This window comes from Halomonas sp. LBP4 (genome assembly GCF_003202205.1).
GTDB lineage: Bacteria > Pseudomonadota > Gammaproteobacteria > Pseudomonadales > Halomonadaceae > Halomonas > Halomonas flagellata.
In genome coordinates this window covers 50,912-71,726 of record NZ_PDOG01000003.1, presented here as the reverse complement: position 1 = coordinate 71,726, position 20,815 = coordinate 50,912, and the positions used below count along the sequence as shown (strand labels likewise).

Here is a 20,815-nt window from a genome sequence, read left to right as displayed (position 1 = left end):
AAACAAGAGAGGGCACCATGACCAGACAGTATCTGTTCACCTCAGAGTCGGTTTCCGAGGGGCATCCGGACAAGGTCGCCGACCAGATCTCCGATGCCGTCCTGGATGCGATCATCGAGCAGGACCCGCGGGCCCGGGTGGCCTGCGAGACGCTGGTCAAGACCGGCATGGTGATCATCGCCGGCGAGATCACCACCTCCGCCTGGGTCGACCTCGAGGCGCTCACTCGCCAGACCGTCTCCGGCATCGGCTACGACAGCGCCCAAGTGGGCTTCGACGGCGCCACCTGCGCCGTGCTCAACGCCATCGGCAAGCAGAGCCCGGACATCGCCGGCGGCGTAGACCGGGACACCGAGGAGGCCCAGGGCGCCGGCGACCAGGGCATGATGTTCGGCTACGCCTGCAACGAGACCGACGTGCTGATGCCCGCCTCCATCACCTATGCGCACCGCCTGATGCGCCGCCAGAGCGAGGTGCGTCGCCGCGGGGTACTGCCGTGGCTGCGCCCCGACGCCAAGAGCCAGATCACCCTGGTCTACGAGGACGGGGCACCGGTGGCGGTGGACACCGTGGTCCTCTCCACCCAGCACGCCGAGAGCATCACCCAGGACGACCTCAGGGAAGCGGTCATGGAGGAGATCATCAAGCCGGTGCTGCCCGCGGCCTGGCTCAACGAGCGCACGCGCTATCTCATCAACCCCACGGGCAAGTTCGTCATCGGCGGGCCGGTGGGCGACTGCGGCCTCACCGGGCGCAAGATCATCGTCGATACCTACGGCGGCATGGCTCGCCACGGCGGCGGCGCCTTCTCGGGCAAGGATCCCTCCAAGGTGGACCGCTCCGCGGCCTATGCCTGCCGCTACGTGGCCAAGAACATCGTCGCCGCGGGGCTGGCGGACAAGTGCGAGATCCAGGTCTCCTACGCCATCGGCGTGGCCCAGCCCACCTCCATCCACATCGAGACCTTCGGCACCGGCAAGGTCTCCGAGACGCGGCTGGTGGAGCTGGCGCGGGAGCTGTTCGACCTGCGGCCGTTCGGGATCCTGAAGATGCTCGACCTGGTGCGCCCCATCTACCGACCCTCCGCGGTGTACGGCCATTTCGGCCGCGAGGAGGAGACCTTCACCTGGGAGCGCACGGACAAGGCCGAGGCCCTGCGCGAGGCGGCCGCTTCCCCTATCCACCACCACAACGACACTCAATTCCGACACGGAGTGACGCCATGAACCTGGTCGCTGAAAAGCGCGAGGAAGCCGTTATCGCCGACCCCGCCCTGGCTCCCTGGGGCCGCAAGGAGATCGCCATCGCCGAGACCGAGATGCCCGGCCTGATGGCGCTGCGCGAGAAGTACGGTGCCGAGCAGCCACTGGCGGGCGCGCGCATCGCCGGCTCGCTGCACATGACCATCCAGACCGCCGTGCTGATCGAGACCCTGCTCGAACTCGGCGCCGAGGTGCGCTGGGCCTCCTGCAACATCTACTCGACCCAGGATCACGCCGCCGCCGCGATCGCCGAGCGCGGCGTGCCGGTGTTCGCCTACAAGGGCGAGACCCTGGAGGAGTACTGGGAGTACACCCACCGCATCCTGGAGTGGCCCGGCGGCGAGCCCACCCTGATCCTCGACGACGGCGGCGACGCCACGCTCGCCGTCACCCTGGGCGCCAAGGCCGAGCAGGATCCCTCGCTGCTCGACAATCCGAGCAGCGACGAGGAGCGCGCGCTGTTCGACGCCATCCGCTGGCGCCTGACCCACCGGCCCGGCTTCTACGCCCGGGTGCAGCAGGCCCTGCGCGGCGTCAGCGAGGAGACCACTACCGGCGTCAAGCGCCTCTACGCCATGGAGAAGGCGGGCACCCTGCCCTTCCCGGCCATCAACGTCAACGACTCGGTGACCAAGTCCAAGTTCGACAACCTCTACGGCTGCCGCGAATCGCTGGTGGACGGCATCAAGCGCGCCACCGACGTGATGATCGCCGGCAAGATCGCCGTGGTGGCCGGCTACGGCGACGTGGGCAAGGGCTGTGCCCAGAGCCTCAGGTCCCTCGGCGCCACCGTCTGGGTCACCGAGGTCGATCCGATCTGCGCCCTGCAGGCGGCCATGGAGGGCTACCGGGTGGTGACCATGGAAGAGGCCGCCCCCCTGGCAGACATCTTCGTCACCGCCACCGGCAACTACCACGTGATCACCCATGAGCACCTGACGGCCATGAAGCACCAGGCCATCGTGTGCAACATCGGCCACTTCGACAATGAGATCGACGTGGCCAGCCTGCGTCGCTACGAGTGGGACACCATCAAACCCCAGGTCGACCACATCACCTTCCCGGACGGCAAGAAGGTGATCCTGCTCGCCGAGGGCCGGCTGGTGAACCTGGGCTGCGCCACCGGGCACCCGAGCTTCGTGATGTCGGCGAGCTTCACCAATCAGGTGCTCGCCCAGTTGGCCCTGCACCGCAACCGGGGCGAGTACGGCCAGGCGGTCCACGTGCTGCCCAAGCACCTCGATGAGGAGGTCGCCCGGCTGCACCTGGAGAAGATCGGCGCCCACCTCAGCGTCCTGCGCGAGGAGCAGGCACGCTATATCGACGTGCCGGTGGCGGGGCCGTTCAAGCCCGAGTACTACCGTTACTGAGGCGCCGCCGGCCATCTGCTGACAGGGGCTAGCGGATCCGGCAGTGGACTGCAGATCGAGAGGCCCGCTTCCCGGTCTCCGAAGCGCGCAGGAAGTGGACATCCACTCACCCGAGAGGAGGGGATGCTGATGGATAGCTTGGTAAACCGCCTGGCGCCACCCACCGAACTTGTCCTGGAGGCCGTGCCACCGGAACTCGGCCAGGGGGAAAGCGGCATCGAGGCGACGCTGGAGCGGATCGCCGGCCTGCACCGCGTGCTCGGCCTGGACGCCGTCAATATCCCGGAGATCCACGAAGAGCGCTCCCGGAGCCACAAGGGCGAGCGGCGCCGGCCCTTCGCGCCCCGCGTGGAACCCCGCCTGCTCGCCCGGTACATCCAGGAACGCCTCGACCTCCCCTGCATCATCAACCGGGTGGTGGTCCACCTCGAGGCGGAGCGCCAGCTCGAATGGTTCCGGGAAACCTGGGAGCGCTACGGTGTCCGTCGCTTCGTGCTGGTCGGCGGCGAGCGCAGCGACCGCACCTATCCGGGCCCGTCGGTCCCCGAGGCCAACCGCCTGCTGCGTGAGCGGCTCGACGCGCCGCGGATGCGCATCGGCAACATCTGCATCCCCACGCGCCGCGGGGAGGCCGAACGAATGCAACACAAGGTCGCCGCCGGTGCGGACTTCTTCACCACCCAGGTGATCTTCCACGCCGAGGAGCTCACCGCGCTGCTCGACGTGCTCGGCGAGCCCAGGCACGGCCGACGCCCCCCCGGCCTCCTCATCTCGCTCGCGCCCGTGCGCTCCGCGCGCAGCATCCACTTCCTGCACTGGCTGGGGGTGAGCCTCTCCGACGAGCTGGAGACGTGGCTCACCCGCGGCCCCGAGTCGGTGACCGAGCGCTCGTTGTGGCACATCCACGACACCTGGGCGCGCCTCGCCCATCACGCGGCCGCCACCGGGACTGCCTCTCCGCTGGGTATCAACCTCGCACCGATCGGTGCCATCCCGGCAGCGACCACGATCAGGCTCGCCCAGGCACTGCGCGACGGCCGCGTTCACCGTCGGGGCGCGGCGAGCCCCTCCCTGCCCTGACGGCACGGCAGGCGGCACTCGCACACCTCGCGCACCGCCGTTACGCTCGAGTGAGAAGCCAAATCCCGAAGAAAAAGCCCGAAGAGAAAGCCCCAGCGTAAGGCCGAGCCCGACGAGCCGACGAGACAAGACAAAGGAAGGAGAGTGTCACCATGAGTCGCGAGCTGATTCAGGCACTGCAAGCCCCCCACTGCTACGACCACCCGGTCAGCGACTTCACCCTGCACGAGACCCATATCTCCTGGGTCCTGCTGACCGGCGAGTTCGCCTACAAGATCAAGAAGCCGGTGGACTTCGGCTTTCTCGACTTTTCCACCCTGGAGCGGCGCCGGCATTTCTGTGAAGAGGAGGTGCGCCTGAACAGCCGCCTGGCCCCGGAGCTGTACCTGGATGTCGTGCCCATTACCGGCACACCGGCCGCCCCACGGCTGGGCGGCAAGGGTGACGCCTTCGAGTACGCCATCCGCATGCACCAGTTCGACACCGCGCAGATGCTCGATGCACTGCATGACGCGGGGCGCCTGCAGGCATCGCACCTGGATGAACTGGCCGACCAGATCGCCGACTTCCATGCGCGACTGCCCGCCACCCACGACGAGTTGGGGACGCCGGCGCGGGTGCGTGCGGATGCCGAGGAGAACTTCCAGCAGATCCGCCCCCTGCTGGAGACGGCAACGCAACGCGATCAGCTGGGCCGGTTGGCCGCCTGGAACCAGGAGACCTTCGAGCGGCTGGCGCCGCACCTGGCACGGCGCCATCGCGACGGCCATGTGCGCGAATGTCACGGTGACCTGCACCTGAGCAACATTACCCTGTACCGGGACCGGGTCACGGTGTTCGACTGTATCGAGTTCAGTGATGGACTGCGCTGGATCGACACCTGCAACGACCTGGCGTTTCTGCTCATGGACCTGGAGCATCGCGGCTCGCCGCAGCTGGCCAACCGGGTCCTGAACCGCCACCTGCAGCTCAGCGGCGACTTCGACTGCCTGCCGCTGCTCGGCTTCTACAAGGCCTACCGCGCCACCGTACGGGCCAAGATCGCACTGCTGAGCCGGGGCAACCCCGACCTGAGCGAGGCGGACAAGCAGGCGCTGCTCGACCACTACCACTCCTATATCGACCTGGCGGAGCGCTATGCGACGCCGCGTCACCGCTGCCTGCTGGTGACCACCGGAGTATCCGGCAGCGGGAAGAGCTGGTTGAGTCAGCGGCTGGCCGAGTCCTTGAACCTGGTCTGGCTGCGCTCCGATGTGGAACGCAAGCGCCTGTTTGGCCTGGCGCCGCTCGCCAACAGCCACGCCCGGCCCGAACTCGATATCTATACCCCCCGGGCCTCGCGTGCGACCTACGAGCGCCTCGCGGCACTCGCCGCCGACGCCCTGGCGGCCGGCTATTCCGTGATCGTCGATTCCGCGGCCCTGCAGCGGGCGGAGCGGGACCAGCTGATCGAGGTGGCCGCCTCCCGCAACATCCCCCATCGGCTGCTGGCCTGCACGGCCCCCGAACGCCAACGCCGGCACTGGCTGCGGGCCAGGGCGGCCCAAGGCACGGACCCTTCCGAGGCGGATGAATCCATCATGGAGCGCCAGCAAGCCTGGGCACAATCCATCAGCGAAGCGGAGCGCGCCTACAGCCTGGAGGTGGACACGACGGACGAGGCTGCCGTGGACGACCTGGCGAGCCGGATCCGCGAACAGTGCGCACTCTGACCAAAAATCACCCAAAACAGTAACCCATGCCCTTCACACAGGTTCATTCCCGGCCTTTCGCTTGATACAGGTCAATGGCGACGGTGGGCGCCTCGACTATGCTGAGGTGGCATGTCACACCACAGGAGCCCGGCGTGACGACCCTCCACCCTGCCCGAAGCCGGCCCGGTCAAGGCTCCGCGTGTGGCTGCCGTCAGCGGCCTGCCGAGGGCTCGCCCCGAGCCCGCCCCCGCGCCCGTCTACCTGTCGACCCGACGATTCCGATCCTGAGTGATTCACCGCCCGACTCGAGCGCGACGGCGCCTGACGGACCATGGCCGCACGACCTGCCTCACTTACTTCACGGCATCCCGCGACAACCGCATGACGGGCCAGCGTGCCCGCAAGGAGAAACACCATGAACACTCGCAAGCGCACCCTCGCTCTCGGCCTGGCCCTGGCACTCGGTGCCGGTGGCGCCGGTTTCGCCATCGCCCAGGGCATGCCGGGCGGCGGCCAGGGCGGCATGGGCCCCGGCATGATGGGCGGAATGATGGGCGGCGGCCAGGGCGGCATGGGCCCCGGCATGATGGGCGGAATGATGGGCGGCGGCCAGGGTGGCATGGGCCCCGGCATGATGGGCGGAATGATGGGCGGGGGCATGATGCCCTGCCCGATGATGGCCGAAGGCATGGGCATGATGTCGCTGCTTACCCCCGAGCAGCGCGACGAAATGCGCGAGCTGATGCGAGAACACCGCCCCGCCCAGTTCGAGCGCATGGGACAGATGATGAACCTGCGCGAGGACCTGATGGCCGTGATGCGCGACTCGCGCCCCGACCCGGTGGCCGTGCAGGAACAGCACGCGCGCGTGGCCGAACTACACGGCGAGATGATGGCCGAGATGGTCCGGATGCGTAACGCCATGCACGACCTGCTCACCGATGAACAGCGCCAGCAGCTGCAGGAGGCTGCGCCTCCTGCAGGGAACCCTGACGACAACGACTCCCATCACTGATCGCCGTTCTCTCCCCCCTGAACCGGGCGATCGCGTGGCGGTCGCCCGCTCGGCCCTTCCATCAGGAGGAGTGCAATGGCCGACATGACCCTGAGAACGATAACCCTGACGGTCCCCGGCATGGGCAGCGACCACTGTGCCGGTATCGTGCGCAAGACGCTCGAGCGCCTGGAGGGCGTCGGCGAGATCCAGACCAATATCGCCAATCACCGTGTCAGGGTAGCCACCAGCGAAAACGGTCCCGATGGCGAGGCACTCAAGGTCGCCGTGGAGGGCGCCGGCTATGACGTGGCGGCGGTCCACGACGAACGCGAGGAGGAGAGCGCCGACGAGGCCGGGATCGAGGAAGCCTACCTCGGCCAGGCCCGCAAGCGGCTGATCATCGCCGCGGTGCCCACCGCCCTGATCATGCTGCTGATGATGCCGCACATGTTCTGGCAGCCGATCCCGGGGTATCTCGCGATCATCGCCGTGCTGGCCTTCCCGGTGGTGTTCCTCTACGGCGGCATCGCCACCCACCGCTCGAGCTGGCGCTCGCTGAGGAACGGCACCTTCAACATGGACGTGCTGATCTCCATGGGCAGCCTGCCCCCCTACCTGATTGGCCTGATCGGTTTCGTCTACCCGATGACCTCGTTCATCGAGATGGCCGCCACCATCATGACCTTCCACCTGCTGGGGCGTTATCTGGAGGCGCTGGCCAAGGGGCGTGCCTCCCAGGCGATCCGCCGCCTGCTGACCCTGGGCGCCAAGACGGCGCGGGTGGAGCGCGACGGCGAGGAGGTCGAGGTCCCGGTGAAGGAGCTCGCCCCCGGCGACATCATGATCGTGCGCCCCGGCGACAAGGTGCCCACCGACGGCGAGGTGGTCGAGGGCGAGAGCCACCTCGACGAGTCCATCGCCACCGGCGAGTCGATACCGGTCTACAAGGGCACCGGCGACGGCGTGATCGGCGCCACCATCAACAAGGAGGGGCGGCTGCGGGTGAAGGCCACCCGGGTCGGCGGCGATACCTTCCTCGCCCAGGTGGTGCGCCTGATCGACCAGGCCCAGGGCTCGCGGGTGCCGATCCAGGAGTTCGCCGACCGCATGACCGGGCGCTTCGTGCCGGCGGTGCTGCTCATCGCCCTGGCCAGCCTGATCGTCTGGGCGCTGTTTCCGGAGGCCCTGCGCCCGATCCTCGACTGGGGCGCCACCTTCCTGCCCTGGGTGAATCCGGGGGCCACCACGCCGGTGCTGGCGATACTCGCTGCCATCGCCGTGCTGGTCATCGCCTGCCCCTGCGCCCTGGGCCTGGCCACCCCCACGGCCCTGATGGTCGGCTCCGGCATCGGCGCCGAGCGCGGCATCCTGATCCGTTCCGGCGAGGCGATCCAGACCTTCAAGGACGTCAAGGTGATGGTGCTCGACAAGACCGGCACCATCACCCGCGGCGAGCCGAAGCTGACCGACGCCATCCCCGTCGAAGGGGACGACGAGACCCGCCTGCTGACCCTGGCGGCGAGTGTCGAGAACGCCTCCGAGCACCCCATCGCCCGCGCCATCGTCGACGGCGCCCGGGAACGCGGCATCGCCCCCGGCGAAGTGAGCGAGTTCCGTTCCACCGGCGCGCGCGGCGTGTCCGGCAAGGTGGACGGCGAGCAGGTATTGATCGGCAACCGCCGCCTGCTGGAAGAGGAAGGGGTGACCGGCCTCGACGCCCTGGGCGACGACATGCAGGCGCTCGAGGGCAAGGGGCGCACCGTGGTGATCGTCGCCGCCGAGGGCCGGGCGTGCGGTATCGTCGCCGTGGCCGACACCCTCAAGGAGGAGTCGATGGAGGCCATCCGCGGCATGCATGCCCTGGGCCTGCATGTGGTGATGATCACCGGCGACAACGAGCGCGCCGCCCGGGCGGTGGCCGACGAGGTGGGGATCGACGAGGTCCAGGCCGGGGTGCTGCCCGAGGGCAAGGTCGACGCCATCCGCAAGCTGCAGGAGAAGCACGGCAACCATGTGGCCATGGTCGGCGACGGCATCAACGACGCGGCGGCACTCAAGCAGGCCAACGTGGGCATCGCCATCGGCGCCGGCGCCGACGTGGCCATCGAGGCCGCCGACGTGACCCTGGTGCGCGGCGAGCTCACCGGAGTGGTCGACGCCATGCACCTCTCCCGCGCCACCTTCGGCAAGATCGTCCAGAACCTGATCTGGGCCAGCGGCTACAACGTGGCCGCCATTCCCATCGCCGCCGCCGGCCTGCTGCACCCGATGATCGGTGTTATCGCCATGACCACCAGCTCACTGTCGGTGATCGGCAATTCATTGCTGCTCAAGCAGCGCTATGCCCGTGAGCAGCCCAAGGGAGACGGCTCATGAGTCGACATCCTTCACCGCACTGCCGGGCGGGGTACGTGACGGTCGGCCGCTGTCACTCCTTGACCAGGCGATCCAGCTCCTCAAGATAGCTTTCCAGCACCAGGTTGGGTGGCGCCCCCTTGCGGGTGATGGCGCTGTAATGGGTGAGATAGTGCCACCTGTCAGGATTCAGGGCGCGCATCCGGCCATCGCGTACCCACCTGTCGGCGTAGTGGGTCGGCAGGTAACCGATATAGCGGCCGGAGAGAATCAGGAAGGCGATGCCCTCGCGGTCGGTAGCGGAAGCGGCCGCCCTGAGGGGCCCATGCGACGCCTTGATCTCCGGGGCCTGGGCGTAGGCGGGTAACACGGCATCACAGTTCGCCAGCTGTTCTTCCGTCACTCCCTCGGCGTCGAACAGGGGATGATCGGAGGCGCAATACAGCTGCGAGGCCTCCTCGTAAAGCGAGAGATACTGCAGTCCGGGCAGGGTCTTGAACGCCGGGATCACTCCCGTGTGCAGGCGGCCATCCAGGACGGCCAGCTCGATGTCGCTGGGGGGGATCATACGGATGTTGATGCGCACATCCGGGCCGCGTTTCTTGAGCGCGCTGAGCGCATCGGTGATATGCATCTCGGGCATGGTCACCAGGTTGTCGGTGATGCCGATATTGAGCTCCCCCTTGAGCCAAGCGTGGAGGCCGTTGACCCGGGTGCGGAAACCTTCCACCGCCGCCAGCAGCTGCAGCACGGCCTCGTAGACCTCGGCGCCTTCGTCGGTGAGGGAAAAGCCGCTACGCCCCCGCTGGCAGAGCCGCAGGCCGAGTCGTGTCTCCAGATCGTTCATCGCCATGCTGATGGCGGCACGGCTGATATTGAGTTCCACCTCGGCAGCCGAGAAGCCACCGCATTCCACGACCTTGCGATAGATCCTCAACAGCCGAAGATCGGCATCGCTCGGCTGGCCCGTCAAGGCCTCCCTTCGGGGTGGCATCGGCACCTCCCTCCTCTCGACGACATGCAGTATCGAGGATACCCACGCCAAGGCAGAAAGTTAATCAATGACTTTCATGAGATTAAATATATCTAGATTTAACTTATCGGTAGCCGGGTCTAGCATGCCCTACAGAACCTCCGACAACGGCGATATCAACAGAGGGTGCGGCCATGTCAGATCAACATTTCCCACAGACCGCTGGTCTGAGCCCCGAGCAACTGGATGCCTACTGGATGCCCTACACCGGTAACCGCCAGTTCAAGCGTGATCCGCGGATCATCACCGGCGCCCGGGGCAGCTACCTGACCGATGCCCAGGGGCGCCAGGTCTTCGACGGCCTCTCCGGCCTCTGGACCTGCGGCGCCGGCCACTGCCGCCCGGAAATCACCGAGGCGGTGTCCCGCCAGCTCGCCGAGCTGGACTACTCGCCGGCCTTCCAGTTCGGCCACCCCAAGGCCTTCGAGCTGGCCCACCGCCTCCGTGAGCTGACGCCTCCGGGCCTCGACTACGTGTTCTTCACCGGCTCCGGCTCCGAGAGTGCCGACACCTCGCTGAAGATCGCCCGTGCCTACTGGCGCAAGAAGGGCAAGGCCACCAAGACCAAGCTGATCGGCCGCTCCAAGGGGTATCACGGCGTCAACTTCGGCGGCTTCAGCCTGGGCGGCATCGGGGCCAACCGCACCATCTTCGGCCAGGGGGTCGATGCGGACCACCTGCCTCATACCCTGCTGCCGGAAAACGCCTTCACCAAGGGCATGCCCGAGAAAGGCGCCGAGCGCGCCGACGAGCTGCTGGAACTGATCGCCCTGCACGATGCCTCCAATATCGCCGCGGTCATCGTCGAGCCCCTGGCCGGTTCCGCCGGGGTGATCCCGCCGCCCAAGGGCTACCTCAAGCGCCTGCGCGAGATCTGCGACCAGCACGACATCCTGCTGATCTTCGACGAGGTCATCACCGGTTTCGGCCGCATGGGCTCCATGACCGGCGCCGAGGAGTTCGGCGTGGTGCCGGACATCATGAACGTCGCCAAGCAGCTGACCAACGGCGCGGTGCCCATGGGCGCGGTCATCGTCCAGAACGAGATCTACCAGACCTTCATGGAACAGGGCGGGCCCGACTACATGCTCGAGCTACCCCACGGCTACACCTACTCGGGCCACCCGGTGGCCTGTGTCGCGGCCCTGGCCACGCTGGAGGTGCTCGAGCAGGACCGCCTGATCGAGCGGGTCAAGACTATGGCGCCGATCTTCGAAGAGACGCTGCACAGCCTCAAGGGCGCGCGCTACATCAGCGATATTCGCAACTACGGCCTCGCCGGGGCGCTGCAGATCGAGCCTTTCCCGGGCGAGTCGGCCCTGCGCCCCTACCAGATCGCCATGAAGTGCTGGGACAAGGGCTTCTACGTGCGCTATGGCGGCGACACCATCCAGCTCGGCCTGCCCTTCACCGTCGAGCGCGACGAGATCGATCGCCTCGTCAACGTCCTTGGCGACGCCATCGGCGAACTGGACTGAGCCATCAGCGGGCTGGAGAGAGCCCTCAGCGACCTGCAGAGAGCCTTCCCGAGCTGAAGAGAGCCCTCAGCGGAATATACCGAGCCAACAGCAAACCGAGCTCACGACTTTACTCACAACGACGACTTGGAGAGGTATCACCATGACCACGCTTGGCCATCTGATCAACGGCGCTCGTGTCGAAGACGCCGCACGGACCCAGGACATCTTCAACCCCTCCACCGGCGAAGTGGGGGGCCAGGTCGCCCTGGCCAGCCAGGCCACCGTCGAGGACGCCATCGCCGCCGCCCAGGCTGCCTTTCCGGCCTGGCGCGACACTCCCCCCGCCAAGCGCGCCCGGGTCATGTTCCGCTTCAAGCAGTTGCTGGAAGAGCATGCCGACGAGATCTGCCGGCTGATCGGCCAGGAGCACGGCAAGATCGTCCACGATGCCAAGGGCGAGCTGCAGCGCGGCATCGAGAACGTGGAATACGCCTGCGGCGTGCCGGAGCTGCTCAAGGGCGAGCACAGCAAGAACGTCGGCCCGGGCATCGATTCCTGGAGCGAGTTCCAGCCGCTGGGCGTGGTCGCCGGCATCACGCCGTTCAACTTCCCGGCCATGGTCCCGCTGTGGATGTACCCGATGGCCATCGCCACCGGCAACACCTTCGTGCTCAAGCCCTCCGAGCGCGACCCGACCTCGACGCTCTTCATCGCCGAGCTGGCCCTGGAGGCGGGCCTGCCCGCCGGCGTGCTGAACGTGGTCAACGGCGACAAGGAAGCCGTCGATACTCTGCTCGACGATCCCCGCGTGCAGGCGGTCAGCTTCGTCGGCTCCACGCCGATCGCCGAGACCATCTATTCCCGCGCCAGCGCCAACGGCAAGCGCTGCCAAGCCCTGGGCGGCGCCAAGAACCACGCCATCGTGATGCCCGACGCCGACATGGACAACGTGGTCAACTCCCTGACCGGGGCCGCCTTCGGCTCCTCCGGCGAGCGCTGCATGGCGCTGTCCGTGGCGGTGGCCGTGGGCGACGAGGCCGCCGACGCGCTGATCGCCAAGATGCAGGAGCAGATGCAGACCCTCAAGGTCGGCCCCTTCCATGACGCCGGCAACGACTTCGGTCCGGTGATCACCAAGGCCCACCAGGAGAAGGTCTGCGGCTACATCGACAGCGCCGAGGCGCAGGGCGCCGAGATCGTCGTCGACGGCCGCGGCGTCCAGGTGCCGGGCTTTGAAAACGGCTTCTATGTCGGCGGCACGCTGATCGACCGGGTGACTCCGGAGATGACCTGCTACCAGGAAGAGATCTTCGGCCCGGTGCTGCTGGTGGTGCGTGCTGGTTCCATGGAGGAAGCCATGCAGCTGATCGACGATCACGAGTATGGCAACGGCACCTGCATCTACACCCGCGACGGCGAGGCGGCCCGCTACTTCAGCGACCGCATCCAGGCCGGCATGGTCGGTATCAACGTGCCGCTGCCGGTGCCGGTCTCCTACCACAGCTTCGGCGGCTGGAAGCGCTCGCTGTTCGGTGACCTGGCCGCCTACGGCCCGGATGCCGTGCGCTTCTACACCAAGCGCAAGACCGTCACCCAGCGCTGGCCGTCGGCCGGGGTGCGCGAGGGTGCGCAGTTCTCCTTCCCCTCATGAGGTCACTGGTAGCTTGAGATGAGGTGATCTCACGATCAAAGCCGAATCAGGAGACCTGATTCGGCTTTTTTGTCGTGGATGGTAAGAGTAGAAGCGGCCTCGATCGCAAGCTCATTCGGTTTCACACATCTATCGCGTCTATACTTCACTAGGGCGATCCACCTTGACAATCACTTTGATCGAGGTACTGATATGCCACGCACAATCAACCACTTCGTGAACAGTGAAGAGAAGACGAGCCGAGGCACGCGTACCAGCCAGGTGTTCAATCCCGCAACCGGTGAACAGACCGGCACCGTGCTACTGGCCACCACCGAGGAAGTACGTGAAGTCGTCGCGGTTGCCAAGCAGGCCTTTCCCGCTTGGTCCGCCACCCCCCCGCTACGGCGCGCCCGCATCCTCAACCGCTTCCTGGGCATTCTGGAAGAACGCATGGACGAACTGGCGTCCGTGATCACCGCCGAGCACGGCAAGGTACTCTCCGATGCCAAAGGCGAAATTCAGCGCGGCATGGAAGTCGTCGAGTTCGCCGTGGGTGCGCCGCAACTGCTCAAGGGCGAGGTCACCGAGAACGTCGGCACCCGAGTCGACAGCCATGCGTTGCGGCAGCCTCTGGGCATCGTCGCCGGCATCACCCCTTTCAACTTCCCCGTAATGGTGCCGATGTGGATGTTCCCGGTTGCCCTGGCCTGCGGCAACTGCTTCATCCTGAAACCTTCGGAGCGAGACCCCTCGGCCTCCCTTCTGATCGCCGAGTGGCTCAAGGAAGCGGGCCTGCCCGATGGCGTTTTCAATGTCGTTCAGGGCGACAAGGAATCGGTCGACGCCCTGCTGACCGATCCGGACATCGCGGCCGTCAGCTTCGTCGGCTCGACACCGATCGCCCGCTACATTTACGAAACCGCAGCACGCGCCGGCAAGCGTTGCCAGGCACTGGGGGGCGCCAAAAACCACATGATCATCATGCCGGACGCCGATCTCGACCAGGCCGTCGATGCGCTCATGGGGGCGGCCTACGGTTCGGCCGGCGAGCGCTGCATGGCGATTTCCGTCGCGGTTCCCGTTGGCGAGGCAACCGCCGATGCCCTGGTCGCCAAGCTCGAAGCCAAGGTACGGAAGCTCAAGGTTGGACCGGGTACCGACACTACCTCGGACATGGGCCCGCTGGTGACGCGCGAGCACCTCGAGCGGGTGCGCGGCTATATTGCCTCTGGGGTAGAAGAAGGCGCCAAGCTGATCGTCGACGGCCGGGAACTCAAGGCAGCGGGGCAGGAAAACGGCTACTTCATCGGCGGCAGCCTGTTCGATCATGTCACGACCGATATGAAGATCTACAAGGAAGAGATTTTTGGGCCGGTACTCGCCGTGGCACGAGCGGATTCCTACGAAACCGCCGCACGCTGGGTCAACGAGCATGAGTTCGGTAACGGCACTGCGATCTTTACCCGCGACGGCGATGCGGCCCGTGAGTTTGCCCACCAGATTCAGGTCGGTATGGTCGGCATCAATGTGCCGATTCCAGTACCGATGGCGTTCCACTCCTTCGGGGGCTGGAAAGCCTCGCTCTTCGGCGACCATCACATGCACGGCCCCGAAGGCGTACGTTTCTATACCAAGCTCAAGACCATTACGTCTCGCTGGCCGACCGGCATCCGTGCCGGAGCGGACTTCGTCATGCCGACCATGGAGTAACCTCAGTGCGGATCTTGCAAGCATCAACGCCTGTAGGATAAACGACCCACGTCGTGTCGACTCCATACTAGTTTCGATAGATATTAACCCGACGAAATCGCCGGGTTAATATTCTTTTTCATTCAAGCCTTTGGTGAACTCCGCTTCTTATCCGGGGATGGGGAGCGTGAGTGGGACCGCTTGCACCCTTGCGCTGGGTCAAGGAGTGTCGGAGACCTCCCCCGGGGTCGACGGGGGGGCATGGCGGGCATCCCCTCGGGTCGCAGGCGATGGTGTCTCCGGGGGATGGTCCATCTCGGGCCAGGGGGGATGACGGGTATGGGCACTGCACGCCACCCGACGATGCAGTGCCGCACGGGCCATCACATGGGCGCTCACCGGTGCCGTGACGAAGAGGAAGACCGTGATCAACACCTCCTGCACGCTGATGCCCTTGCCGGCGGCACTGAAATACAGCAGTGAGCCCAGCATCGTGCAGCCCACCCCCAGGGTGCTCGCCTTGGTCGGACCGTGCAGGCGCATGTAGAAATCCGGCATGCGGGCCAGCCCCACCGAGCCCAGGGTGGCCACAACGGCACCGATCAACAACAGCGCCGCGATCAACGCGTCAAGCCAGAGCGGGATGTTCATGGGCCCCTCCTAGCGGTCATTCGATGACGTCACCACGCACCAGGTACTTGGTCATGGCCACGGTTCCCACGAAGCCCATGAGGGCGATGAGCATGGCCGCCTCGAAGATGATGGTGGTGTCCATGTAGATGCCCGCCAGCACGATCACGGCGATGGCATTGATGTTGAGCGTATCCAGTCCCAGGATGCGATCGGTCAGGTCTGGCCCGCGCAGCAGTCGATAGAGATTCAGCAACAGGCTGACGCTGAACAGCAGCAGGGCCAACGGCAGGATGGCGGCGATCATTCCAGAATCTCCTTCAAGGGTTGCTCGTAACGGGTGTGGATATGGCGGATCAGGGCCTCTTCGTCCACCACGTGCAAGGCATGGATCAGCAGGGTCTTCTGGTCCGGACTGAGTCCGGCCGAGACCGTGCCCGGGGTCAGGGAAATGGTGCTGGCCAGCATGGCGAGGGCGAACTCATCCGTCAGGATGACGGGGTAGCGGATGAACGCGGGCCGGAGTCGCCTCGGAGGCAGCAGAATCAGCCAGGCCACCGTGACGTTCGACTTGAGGATGTCCCACAGCAGGTGGGCGAAGTACGGCACCAGCCGCCACGCCTGGTGCAGGAGGGGGCGCTCCGGCCAGAACGGCTGGGTCAGGAAGGGGATCAACCAGCCCAGGAAGGCACCGGTCAGCAGCTGGGCCAGGCTCAGGGTGTTCATCAGCAAGAGCCACAGCACCAGCAGAAACAGGGAAAACTGTGGCCGGGGCCACCAGTAACGCAATTGCCGAAGGACTCCCATCTCAGCGTTCCCCCCCTGTCTGTCGAGCCGCCGCCTCTACCGCCTCCACGTAGGCACCGGGCGACAGGACGGCGTCGGCGGTATCCAGCATGAGCGACATGACGGGAGTGGCGGCCACGGACAGCATCACACTGCCCAGCAACATCGTGATCACGACGCCAAGCCTTGCCGGGTCCACCCGCAATCGCAGTGGGGGCTCACCGGACTGCCGCCAGAAGAACTTGCTGCCGGCCCGGCTCAGGGCGATCAGGATCATGAAGGCGGCAATCAGCAGCAACGCCCATAACCAGGCCTGACGGTCCGTACCGCCGGCCACCTGCAGGATCCAGACCTTGCTGACAAAGCCGCTGAAAGGCGGCAAGCCGGCAAGCGCGATGGCGCCGACGAAATACACGATCCCCAGGGTACGCTTATGCGGCATGGCCGCCGCAATCACCATATGGTCGGCGGCTGCCCCGCGTTGCCGGGCGATCAGGTCGGCCAGCAGGAAGAAGGCCGCCGTCATGAGGGTGGAGTGAATCAGGTAGAAGAGCCCGGCGGCGAGGGCGTCCCGACTGCCCAGCGCCAGGGTTGCCAGCAGGGTCCCGACGGAGACGATGACCATGTAGGCGGTCAGGTTGCGCAGGTTGATCGCCCCGAGTACCCCGATGCCACCGAGCGCCAGGGTGGCAAGCGCCAGGGGCCATAGCCACTGCCAGGCGATGGTGCCGACCAGGCCCGTTTCCAGGCCGAAGATCAGGCTGAAGACACGCAGCATGGCGTAGATGCCGACCTTGGTCATGATGGCGAACAGCGCCGCGACGGGGGCGCTGGCGGCGGTGTAGGCCCGAGGCAGCCAGAACAGCAGGGGCAAGAGGGCCGCCTTGATGCCGAACACCACCAGCAACAGCAGCGAGGCCGCGGTCAGCAACGGCAGGTCTTCGGCGGGGGCATTGGCCACGCGTACCGCCAGGTCCGCCATGTTCAGGGTACCGGTCACTCCATAGAGGATGCCGACCCCGATGATGAACATCGCCGACCCGACCAGGTTCAGGATCACGTAATGCAGGCTGGCCCGGCAGCGCGCGATGCCGCCGCCATGCAACAGCAGGGCGTAGGACGCGATCAGCAGGATCTCGAAGCAGACGAACAGGTTGAACAGGTCGCCGGTGAGGAAGGCACCGTTGATGCCCGCCAGCTGGAACTGCAGCAGCGCGTGGAAGTGGGCACCTCGGGTGTCGTCCCCGCGACCCGCGTACAGGACGCAGAACGCCGCCAGCACGGCGGTGATCAGCAACATCAGGACACTGAGGCGGTCTGCCACCAGGAGAATCCCGAACGGCGGCGACCAGTTCCCCAGCGTATACAGCACATGATTCCCCGCCATGACCTGCTCGAACAGCAGCCACGCGATCAGCACGAGCAGCGCCGTGCTGAGCAGGCTGATCAGGCGCTGAAGCGCCAGCGGGACGGCGAAGGCGATCACCAGGAAGGCGCCGGCCAACAGCGGGATCAGCACCGGCAGGATGAGCAGGTGGTTCATGGGCGCCAGTCCTCGTCCGGATCCACCCCATCCACATGGTCGCTGCGCAGTTCCACCGCGGCACGCAGGGCCAGCACGACCACGAAGGCGGTCATGGCAAAGCCGATCACGATGGCGGTCAGCACCAGGGCCTGGGGGAGCGGGTCGGCCTGATGGCTGCTTGCGCCGATGACGGGGGGCGCCTCCAGGGCCAGGCGGCCCATGCCGAAGAGAAACAGGTTCACGGCATGGGACAGCAGGGTCAGGCCCAACACCACCGGAAAGGTGCGGGCGCGCAGGAGCAGGTAGACACCGCAGAACGTCAGCACCCCCAGGGCGGCGGCAAACAATACTTCCATCAGCCGATCTCCTTCCCCGGCCCTTGCAGGGTCATGAGCTTGCCCATGTTGGCCAGGATCAGCAGGGTCGCCCCCACCACCGTGATGAAGACGCCAAGGTCGAACAGCAGCGCGGTGGCAAGCTCGAAGTCGCCCAGCACCGGCAGTCGATAGTGCCCGAACCAACTGGTCAGGAAAGGCGCGCCGGCTGCCAGGCTGCCCAGGCCGGTGAGTGCGGCCAGCAGGATGCCGCCACCGACCAGGGGACGGAAGGGAGTCAGCATGCACGAATGGGCCCAGGCCAGGCTGCCCGCCATGTATTGCAGCGACAGGGCAACGGCCGTGATCAGTCCCGCGATGAACCCGCCTCCGGGCATGTTGTGCCCCCGCAGGAAGATGTAGGCCGACACCATGATCGTGACCGGCAGGATGGGGCGGGCGATCATCCTGAGAATCATGGGATGGGGCTCGGACGCCCAGTACTGCCCCTGCTCCTGTGGCACCCGTTCCTTGAGTTGCAGGTTGCGGGTGAGCGCGAAGACGGCCACGGCGGCAATCCCCAGTACCGTGATTTCGCCGAGGGTATCGAAGCCGCGGAAGTCCACCAGGATCACATTGACCACATTGGTGCCGCCGCCCTCCGGGACGCTACGGGCCAGGAAGAACCCGGAGATGCTCTGCGTCGGGCGGGTCATGACCGCGTAGGCCAGGGTGGCCATGCCCAGGCCACTCACTCCGGCGAGCGCGAGATCGCGCACGCGCCGCGGGACGGAGGACTCCGGCGGCGTCGTCTGCGGCAGGAAGGACAGGGCCAGCATCATGATGATCACCGCCATCACCTCCACGGACAGCTGCGTCAGGGCCAGGTCCGGCGCCGAGAAACGGGCAAAGGTGAGGGTGACGAAGAGTCCGGCGGACCCGGTGAGCAACAGGGCGAGGAAACGGTTGCGGTGGCCGATGGCCACCCCCAGGGCGGAGGCCATCAGCAGCACGGTACCGAATATGGTCATGGGATCGAGGGGAGTCAGTGCCTCGGGACCGCGCCACTCCGTCATGCTGGCGAGGGCCGAGCCCATCGTGATCAGGGCGCTGAGCAGCACGAGCGCGATATAGCGCTGCACCGAGCCGTTCTCCAGCCGGTGCACCAGCCGTTCGGCGAAGGTCCCCGCCTGCAGCATCAACCACTCGAAATTTTCCTTGGCATCGACCTCGGGCAGCCGGTCATAGATGGCGAAAAGCTGCCGTCTTGCCAGGTACATGGCGAGGCCGCCCGTCAGCGCCAGGGCACTCATCAGGAACGGCAGGTTGAAGTGGTGCAGCAGGCCGAGATTGTACTGGGGCAAGTCATCACCCAGCGCCGCCTCGGCGGCAATCTTCAGCAGCGTATGCACCACGTATTGCGGCACGATGCCGACCAGGATGCAGGCGGCGGACAGCAGCGTCACGGGTATCAGGATGCCCACTCCTGGCGCTTTCGGGGGCCAGATGGGCAGGTCCCGCGGTGCCCCGTTGAAGAAGACGTTATGGAAGATGCGCGCCGAATAGGCGACGGTCGCTAGCCCCCCCAAGGCCGCCAGGGAGGGGGTGAGCCAGGCCAGCACGCCGGAGAACGGCGAGACCAGGGTCTCGGCAAGGAACATCTTCTTGCTCAAAAAGCCGTTCAGCAGCGGCAGCCCGGCCATGGAGGCGGCGGCCACGCCGGTGAGCACGCCGAGATAGGGCATGAAGTGCCACATGCCGTTGATGCGACGCATGTCCCGCGTGCCGGTCGATTGCTCGACGATGCCCGCCATCATGAACAGCGGTGCCTTGAACAGGGCGTGGTTCAGCAGGTGGAACAGGCCCACGATCAACCCCATCCTGGTGCCCATGCCCAGCAGCAGGGTGATCAACCCCAGATGGCTGACCGTGGAGTAGGCCAGCAGCCCCTTGGTGTCGTGCTTGAACATCGCCACGAAGGCGCCGGTGAGCAGGGTCGCCATGCCCACGGTGGAGACGCTGTACAGCCAGAGAGGCGTTTCCGCCAGCACCGGATGCAGCCGGGCCAGGAGAAAGATCCCCGCCTTGACCATGGTCGCCGAATGCAGATAGACAGACACCGGCGTGGGCGCGGTCATGGCATGCGGCAGCCACAGGTGAAAGGGAAACTGGGCAGACTTGGTCATGGCCCCCAGCAACACCAGGGACAGGATCAACGGATACTGGCGGTGATCGCGCAGGGTATCGCCGGCCGCCAGCACATCGCTCAGCTGAAAACTGCCCACCACCTGGCCGATCAGGATGACACCGGCCATCAGCGCCAGCCCCCCGCCGCTGGTGATCACCAGGGTCAGGCGGGCACCACGGCGCGCCGGGCGCTGATCCGAATGAAAGCCGATCAGCAGGAACGAAACCAGGCTCGTCATTTCCCAGAACACCAGCATGAACAGCAGGTTGCCCGAGGTGACGATGCCCAGCATGGACGCCATGAACACCAGCGTCAGGACATAGAAATGGGCTCCCCCGTGCTTGCCGGCAAAGTAATAGCGCGCATACAGCATCACCAGCAGGCCCATGCCGACGATCAGCAGGGCGAACAGCATGGCCAGCCCATCCATGCGGAAGGCGATCGTGAGGCCGATGGCCTCGATCCAGCGCCACTCGGCAGCGATGACCTCGCCGGCCAGGATCGCGGGCAACTGGGACAGCACCAGGGCCAGCACCGTCACGGGGGCCAGCGCCGCGACGAGGGCCGAGAACCGCAGGTCCCGGGCGCGGGCCGTCGCACTGGTCAGCAGGGCACCGAGCAGGGGCAGCGTGACGATCAGCAGCAGCGTCATGAAACCGCGGGCTCCCGGAGGCGAGTCGTTGACCGGGCACGTGCTGGCTTATCGCCGGATGGTTCCCTCCACCGCATCATCCGCAGGCCCCGTCGATGCATGCCATCACTGTCAGCTCATCGGGAATGACCACCTTGTCATGACAAG

16 protein-coding genes are annotated in these 20,815 nt (G+C 66.2%); 9 read left to right on the top strand and 7 right to left on the bottom strand.

The window, feature by feature from the left end; translation table 11 throughout:
• The first annotated feature begins 17 nt into the window (after nt 1-17).
• The 6 genes from metK (at nt 18) to CR157_RS10695 (ending at nt 8,779) form a co-directional block, all read left to right on the top strand.
• Entirely contained in the window at nt 18-1,226 is a 1,209-nt protein-coding gene (gene metK, locus CR157_RS10720) for a methionine adenosyltransferase (protein WP_110283540.1), read from the top strand.
• Entirely contained in the window at nt 1,223-2,632 is a 1,410-nt protein-coding gene (ahcY, locus tag CR157_RS10715; RefSeq protein ID WP_110283539.1) for an adenosylhomocysteinase, read from the top strand. Before metK ends, ahcY begins: the two co-directional genes overlap by 4 nt.
• 129 nt (nt 2,633-2,761) lie before the next feature.
• Complete coding sequence (locus CR157_RS10710; protein ID WP_110284005.1) at nt 2,762-3,712, top strand: methylenetetrahydrofolate reductase; 951 nt, start codon at nt 2,762-2,764, stop codon at nt 3,710-3,712.
• 152 nt (nt 3,713-3,864) lie between these two features.
• The gene (locus tag CR157_RS10705) at nt 3,865-5,424 is read left to right on the top strand and encodes a bifunctional aminoglycoside phosphotransferase/ATP-binding protein (protein WP_110283538.1); all 1,560 of its coding nucleotides are present in this window, start codon (nt 3,865-3,867) and stop codon (nt 5,422-5,424) included.
• 397 nt (nt 5,425-5,821) lie between these two features.
• The gene (locus CR157_RS10700; RefSeq protein ID WP_110283537.1) at nt 5,822-6,421 is read left to right on the top strand and encodes a Spy/CpxP family protein refolding chaperone; all 600 of its coding nucleotides are present in this window, start codon (nt 5,822-5,824) and stop codon (nt 6,419-6,421) included.
• Between the two features lie 75 nt (nt 6,422-6,496).
• Nucleotides 6,497-8,779: a heavy metal translocating P-type ATPase gene (locus tag CR157_RS10695; protein ID WP_110283536.1), complete on the top strand. Its 2,283-nt coding sequence runs from the start codon at nt 6,497-6,499 to the stop codon at nt 8,777-8,779.
• A gap of 52 nt (nt 8,780-8,831) precedes the next feature.
• Here CR157_RS10695 and CR157_RS10690 read toward each other — a convergent pair whose 3' ends face one another.
• Complete coding sequence (locus CR157_RS10690; RefSeq protein ID WP_110283535.1) at nt 8,832-9,752, bottom strand: LysR family transcriptional regulator; 921 nt, start codon at nt 9,750-9,752, stop codon at nt 8,832-8,834.
• A gap of 173 nt (nt 9,753-9,925) precedes the next feature.
• On the opposite strand from CR157_RS10690, the gene CR157_RS10685 reads away from it, so the two are divergent.
• The 3 genes from CR157_RS10685 (at nt 9,926) to CR157_RS10675 (ending at nt 14,594) form a co-directional block, all read left to right on the top strand.
• Nucleotides 9,926-11,269 (top strand): aspartate aminotransferase family protein, encoded by a 1,344-nt coding sequence (locus tag CR157_RS10685; protein WP_110283534.1) that lies wholly within the window; start codon nt 9,926-9,928, stop codon nt 11,267-11,269.
• A 142-nt stretch (nt 11,270-11,411) separates the two neighbouring features.
• Nucleotides 11,412-12,902, top strand: a complete 1,491-nt coding sequence (locus CR157_RS10680; RefSeq protein ID WP_110283533.1) for a CoA-acylating methylmalonate-semialdehyde dehydrogenase — start codon at nt 11,412-11,414, stop codon at nt 12,900-12,902.
• A gap of 192 nt (nt 12,903-13,094) precedes the next feature.
• The gene (locus CR157_RS10675) at nt 13,095-14,594 is read left to right on the top strand and encodes a CoA-acylating methylmalonate-semialdehyde dehydrogenase (protein ID WP_110283532.1); all 1,500 of its coding nucleotides are present in this window, start codon (nt 13,095-13,097) and stop codon (nt 14,592-14,594) included.
• A 198-nt stretch (nt 14,595-14,792) separates the two neighbouring features.
• Here the strand turns inward: CR157_RS10675 and CR157_RS10670 are convergent, their stop codons facing one another.
• Genes CR157_RS10670 through CR157_RS10645 form a run of 6 tightly spaced genes read right to left on the bottom strand, consistent with a single transcriptional unit; the run spans nt 14,793 to nt 20,668 of the window.
• The gene (locus CR157_RS10670) at nt 14,793-15,224 is read right to left on the bottom strand and encodes a Na+/H+ antiporter subunit G (RefSeq protein ID WP_181422033.1); all 432 of its coding nucleotides are present in this window, start codon (nt 15,222-15,224) and stop codon (nt 14,793-14,795) included.
• 16 nt (nt 15,225-15,240) lie between these two features.
• Nucleotides 15,241-15,510, bottom strand: coding sequence for a K+/H+ antiporter subunit F (locus CR157_RS10665; RefSeq protein ID WP_110283531.1), 270 nt, complete (start codon nt 15,508-15,510; stop codon nt 15,241-15,243).
• Entirely contained in the window at nt 15,507-16,010 is a 504-nt protein-coding gene (locus tag CR157_RS10660; RefSeq protein ID WP_110283530.1) for a Na+/H+ antiporter subunit E, read from the bottom strand. Before CR157_RS10660 ends, CR157_RS10665 begins: the two co-directional genes overlap by 4 nt.
• Nucleotide 16,011: 1 nt before the next feature.
• Nucleotides 16,012-17,532, bottom strand: coding sequence for a monovalent cation/H+ antiporter subunit D (locus CR157_RS10655; RefSeq protein ID WP_110283529.1), 1,521 nt, complete (start codon nt 17,530-17,532; stop codon nt 16,012-16,014).
• Nucleotides 17,529-17,870 carry a Na+/H+ antiporter subunit C gene (locus CR157_RS10650; RefSeq protein ID WP_110283528.1) on the bottom strand — a complete coding sequence of 114 codons (342 nt, stop codon included), beginning with the start codon at nt 17,868-17,870 and terminating at the stop codon, nt 17,529-17,531. Before CR157_RS10650 ends, CR157_RS10655 begins: the two co-directional genes overlap by 4 nt.
• Nucleotides 17,870-20,668 carry a monovalent cation/H+ antiporter subunit A gene (locus CR157_RS10645; protein ID WP_110283527.1) on the bottom strand — a complete coding sequence of 933 codons (2,799 nt, stop codon included), beginning with the start codon at nt 20,666-20,668 and terminating at the stop codon, nt 17,870-17,872. Before CR157_RS10645 ends, CR157_RS10650 begins: the two co-directional genes overlap by 1 nt.
• Nucleotides 20,669-20,815: the final 147 nt, after the last annotated feature.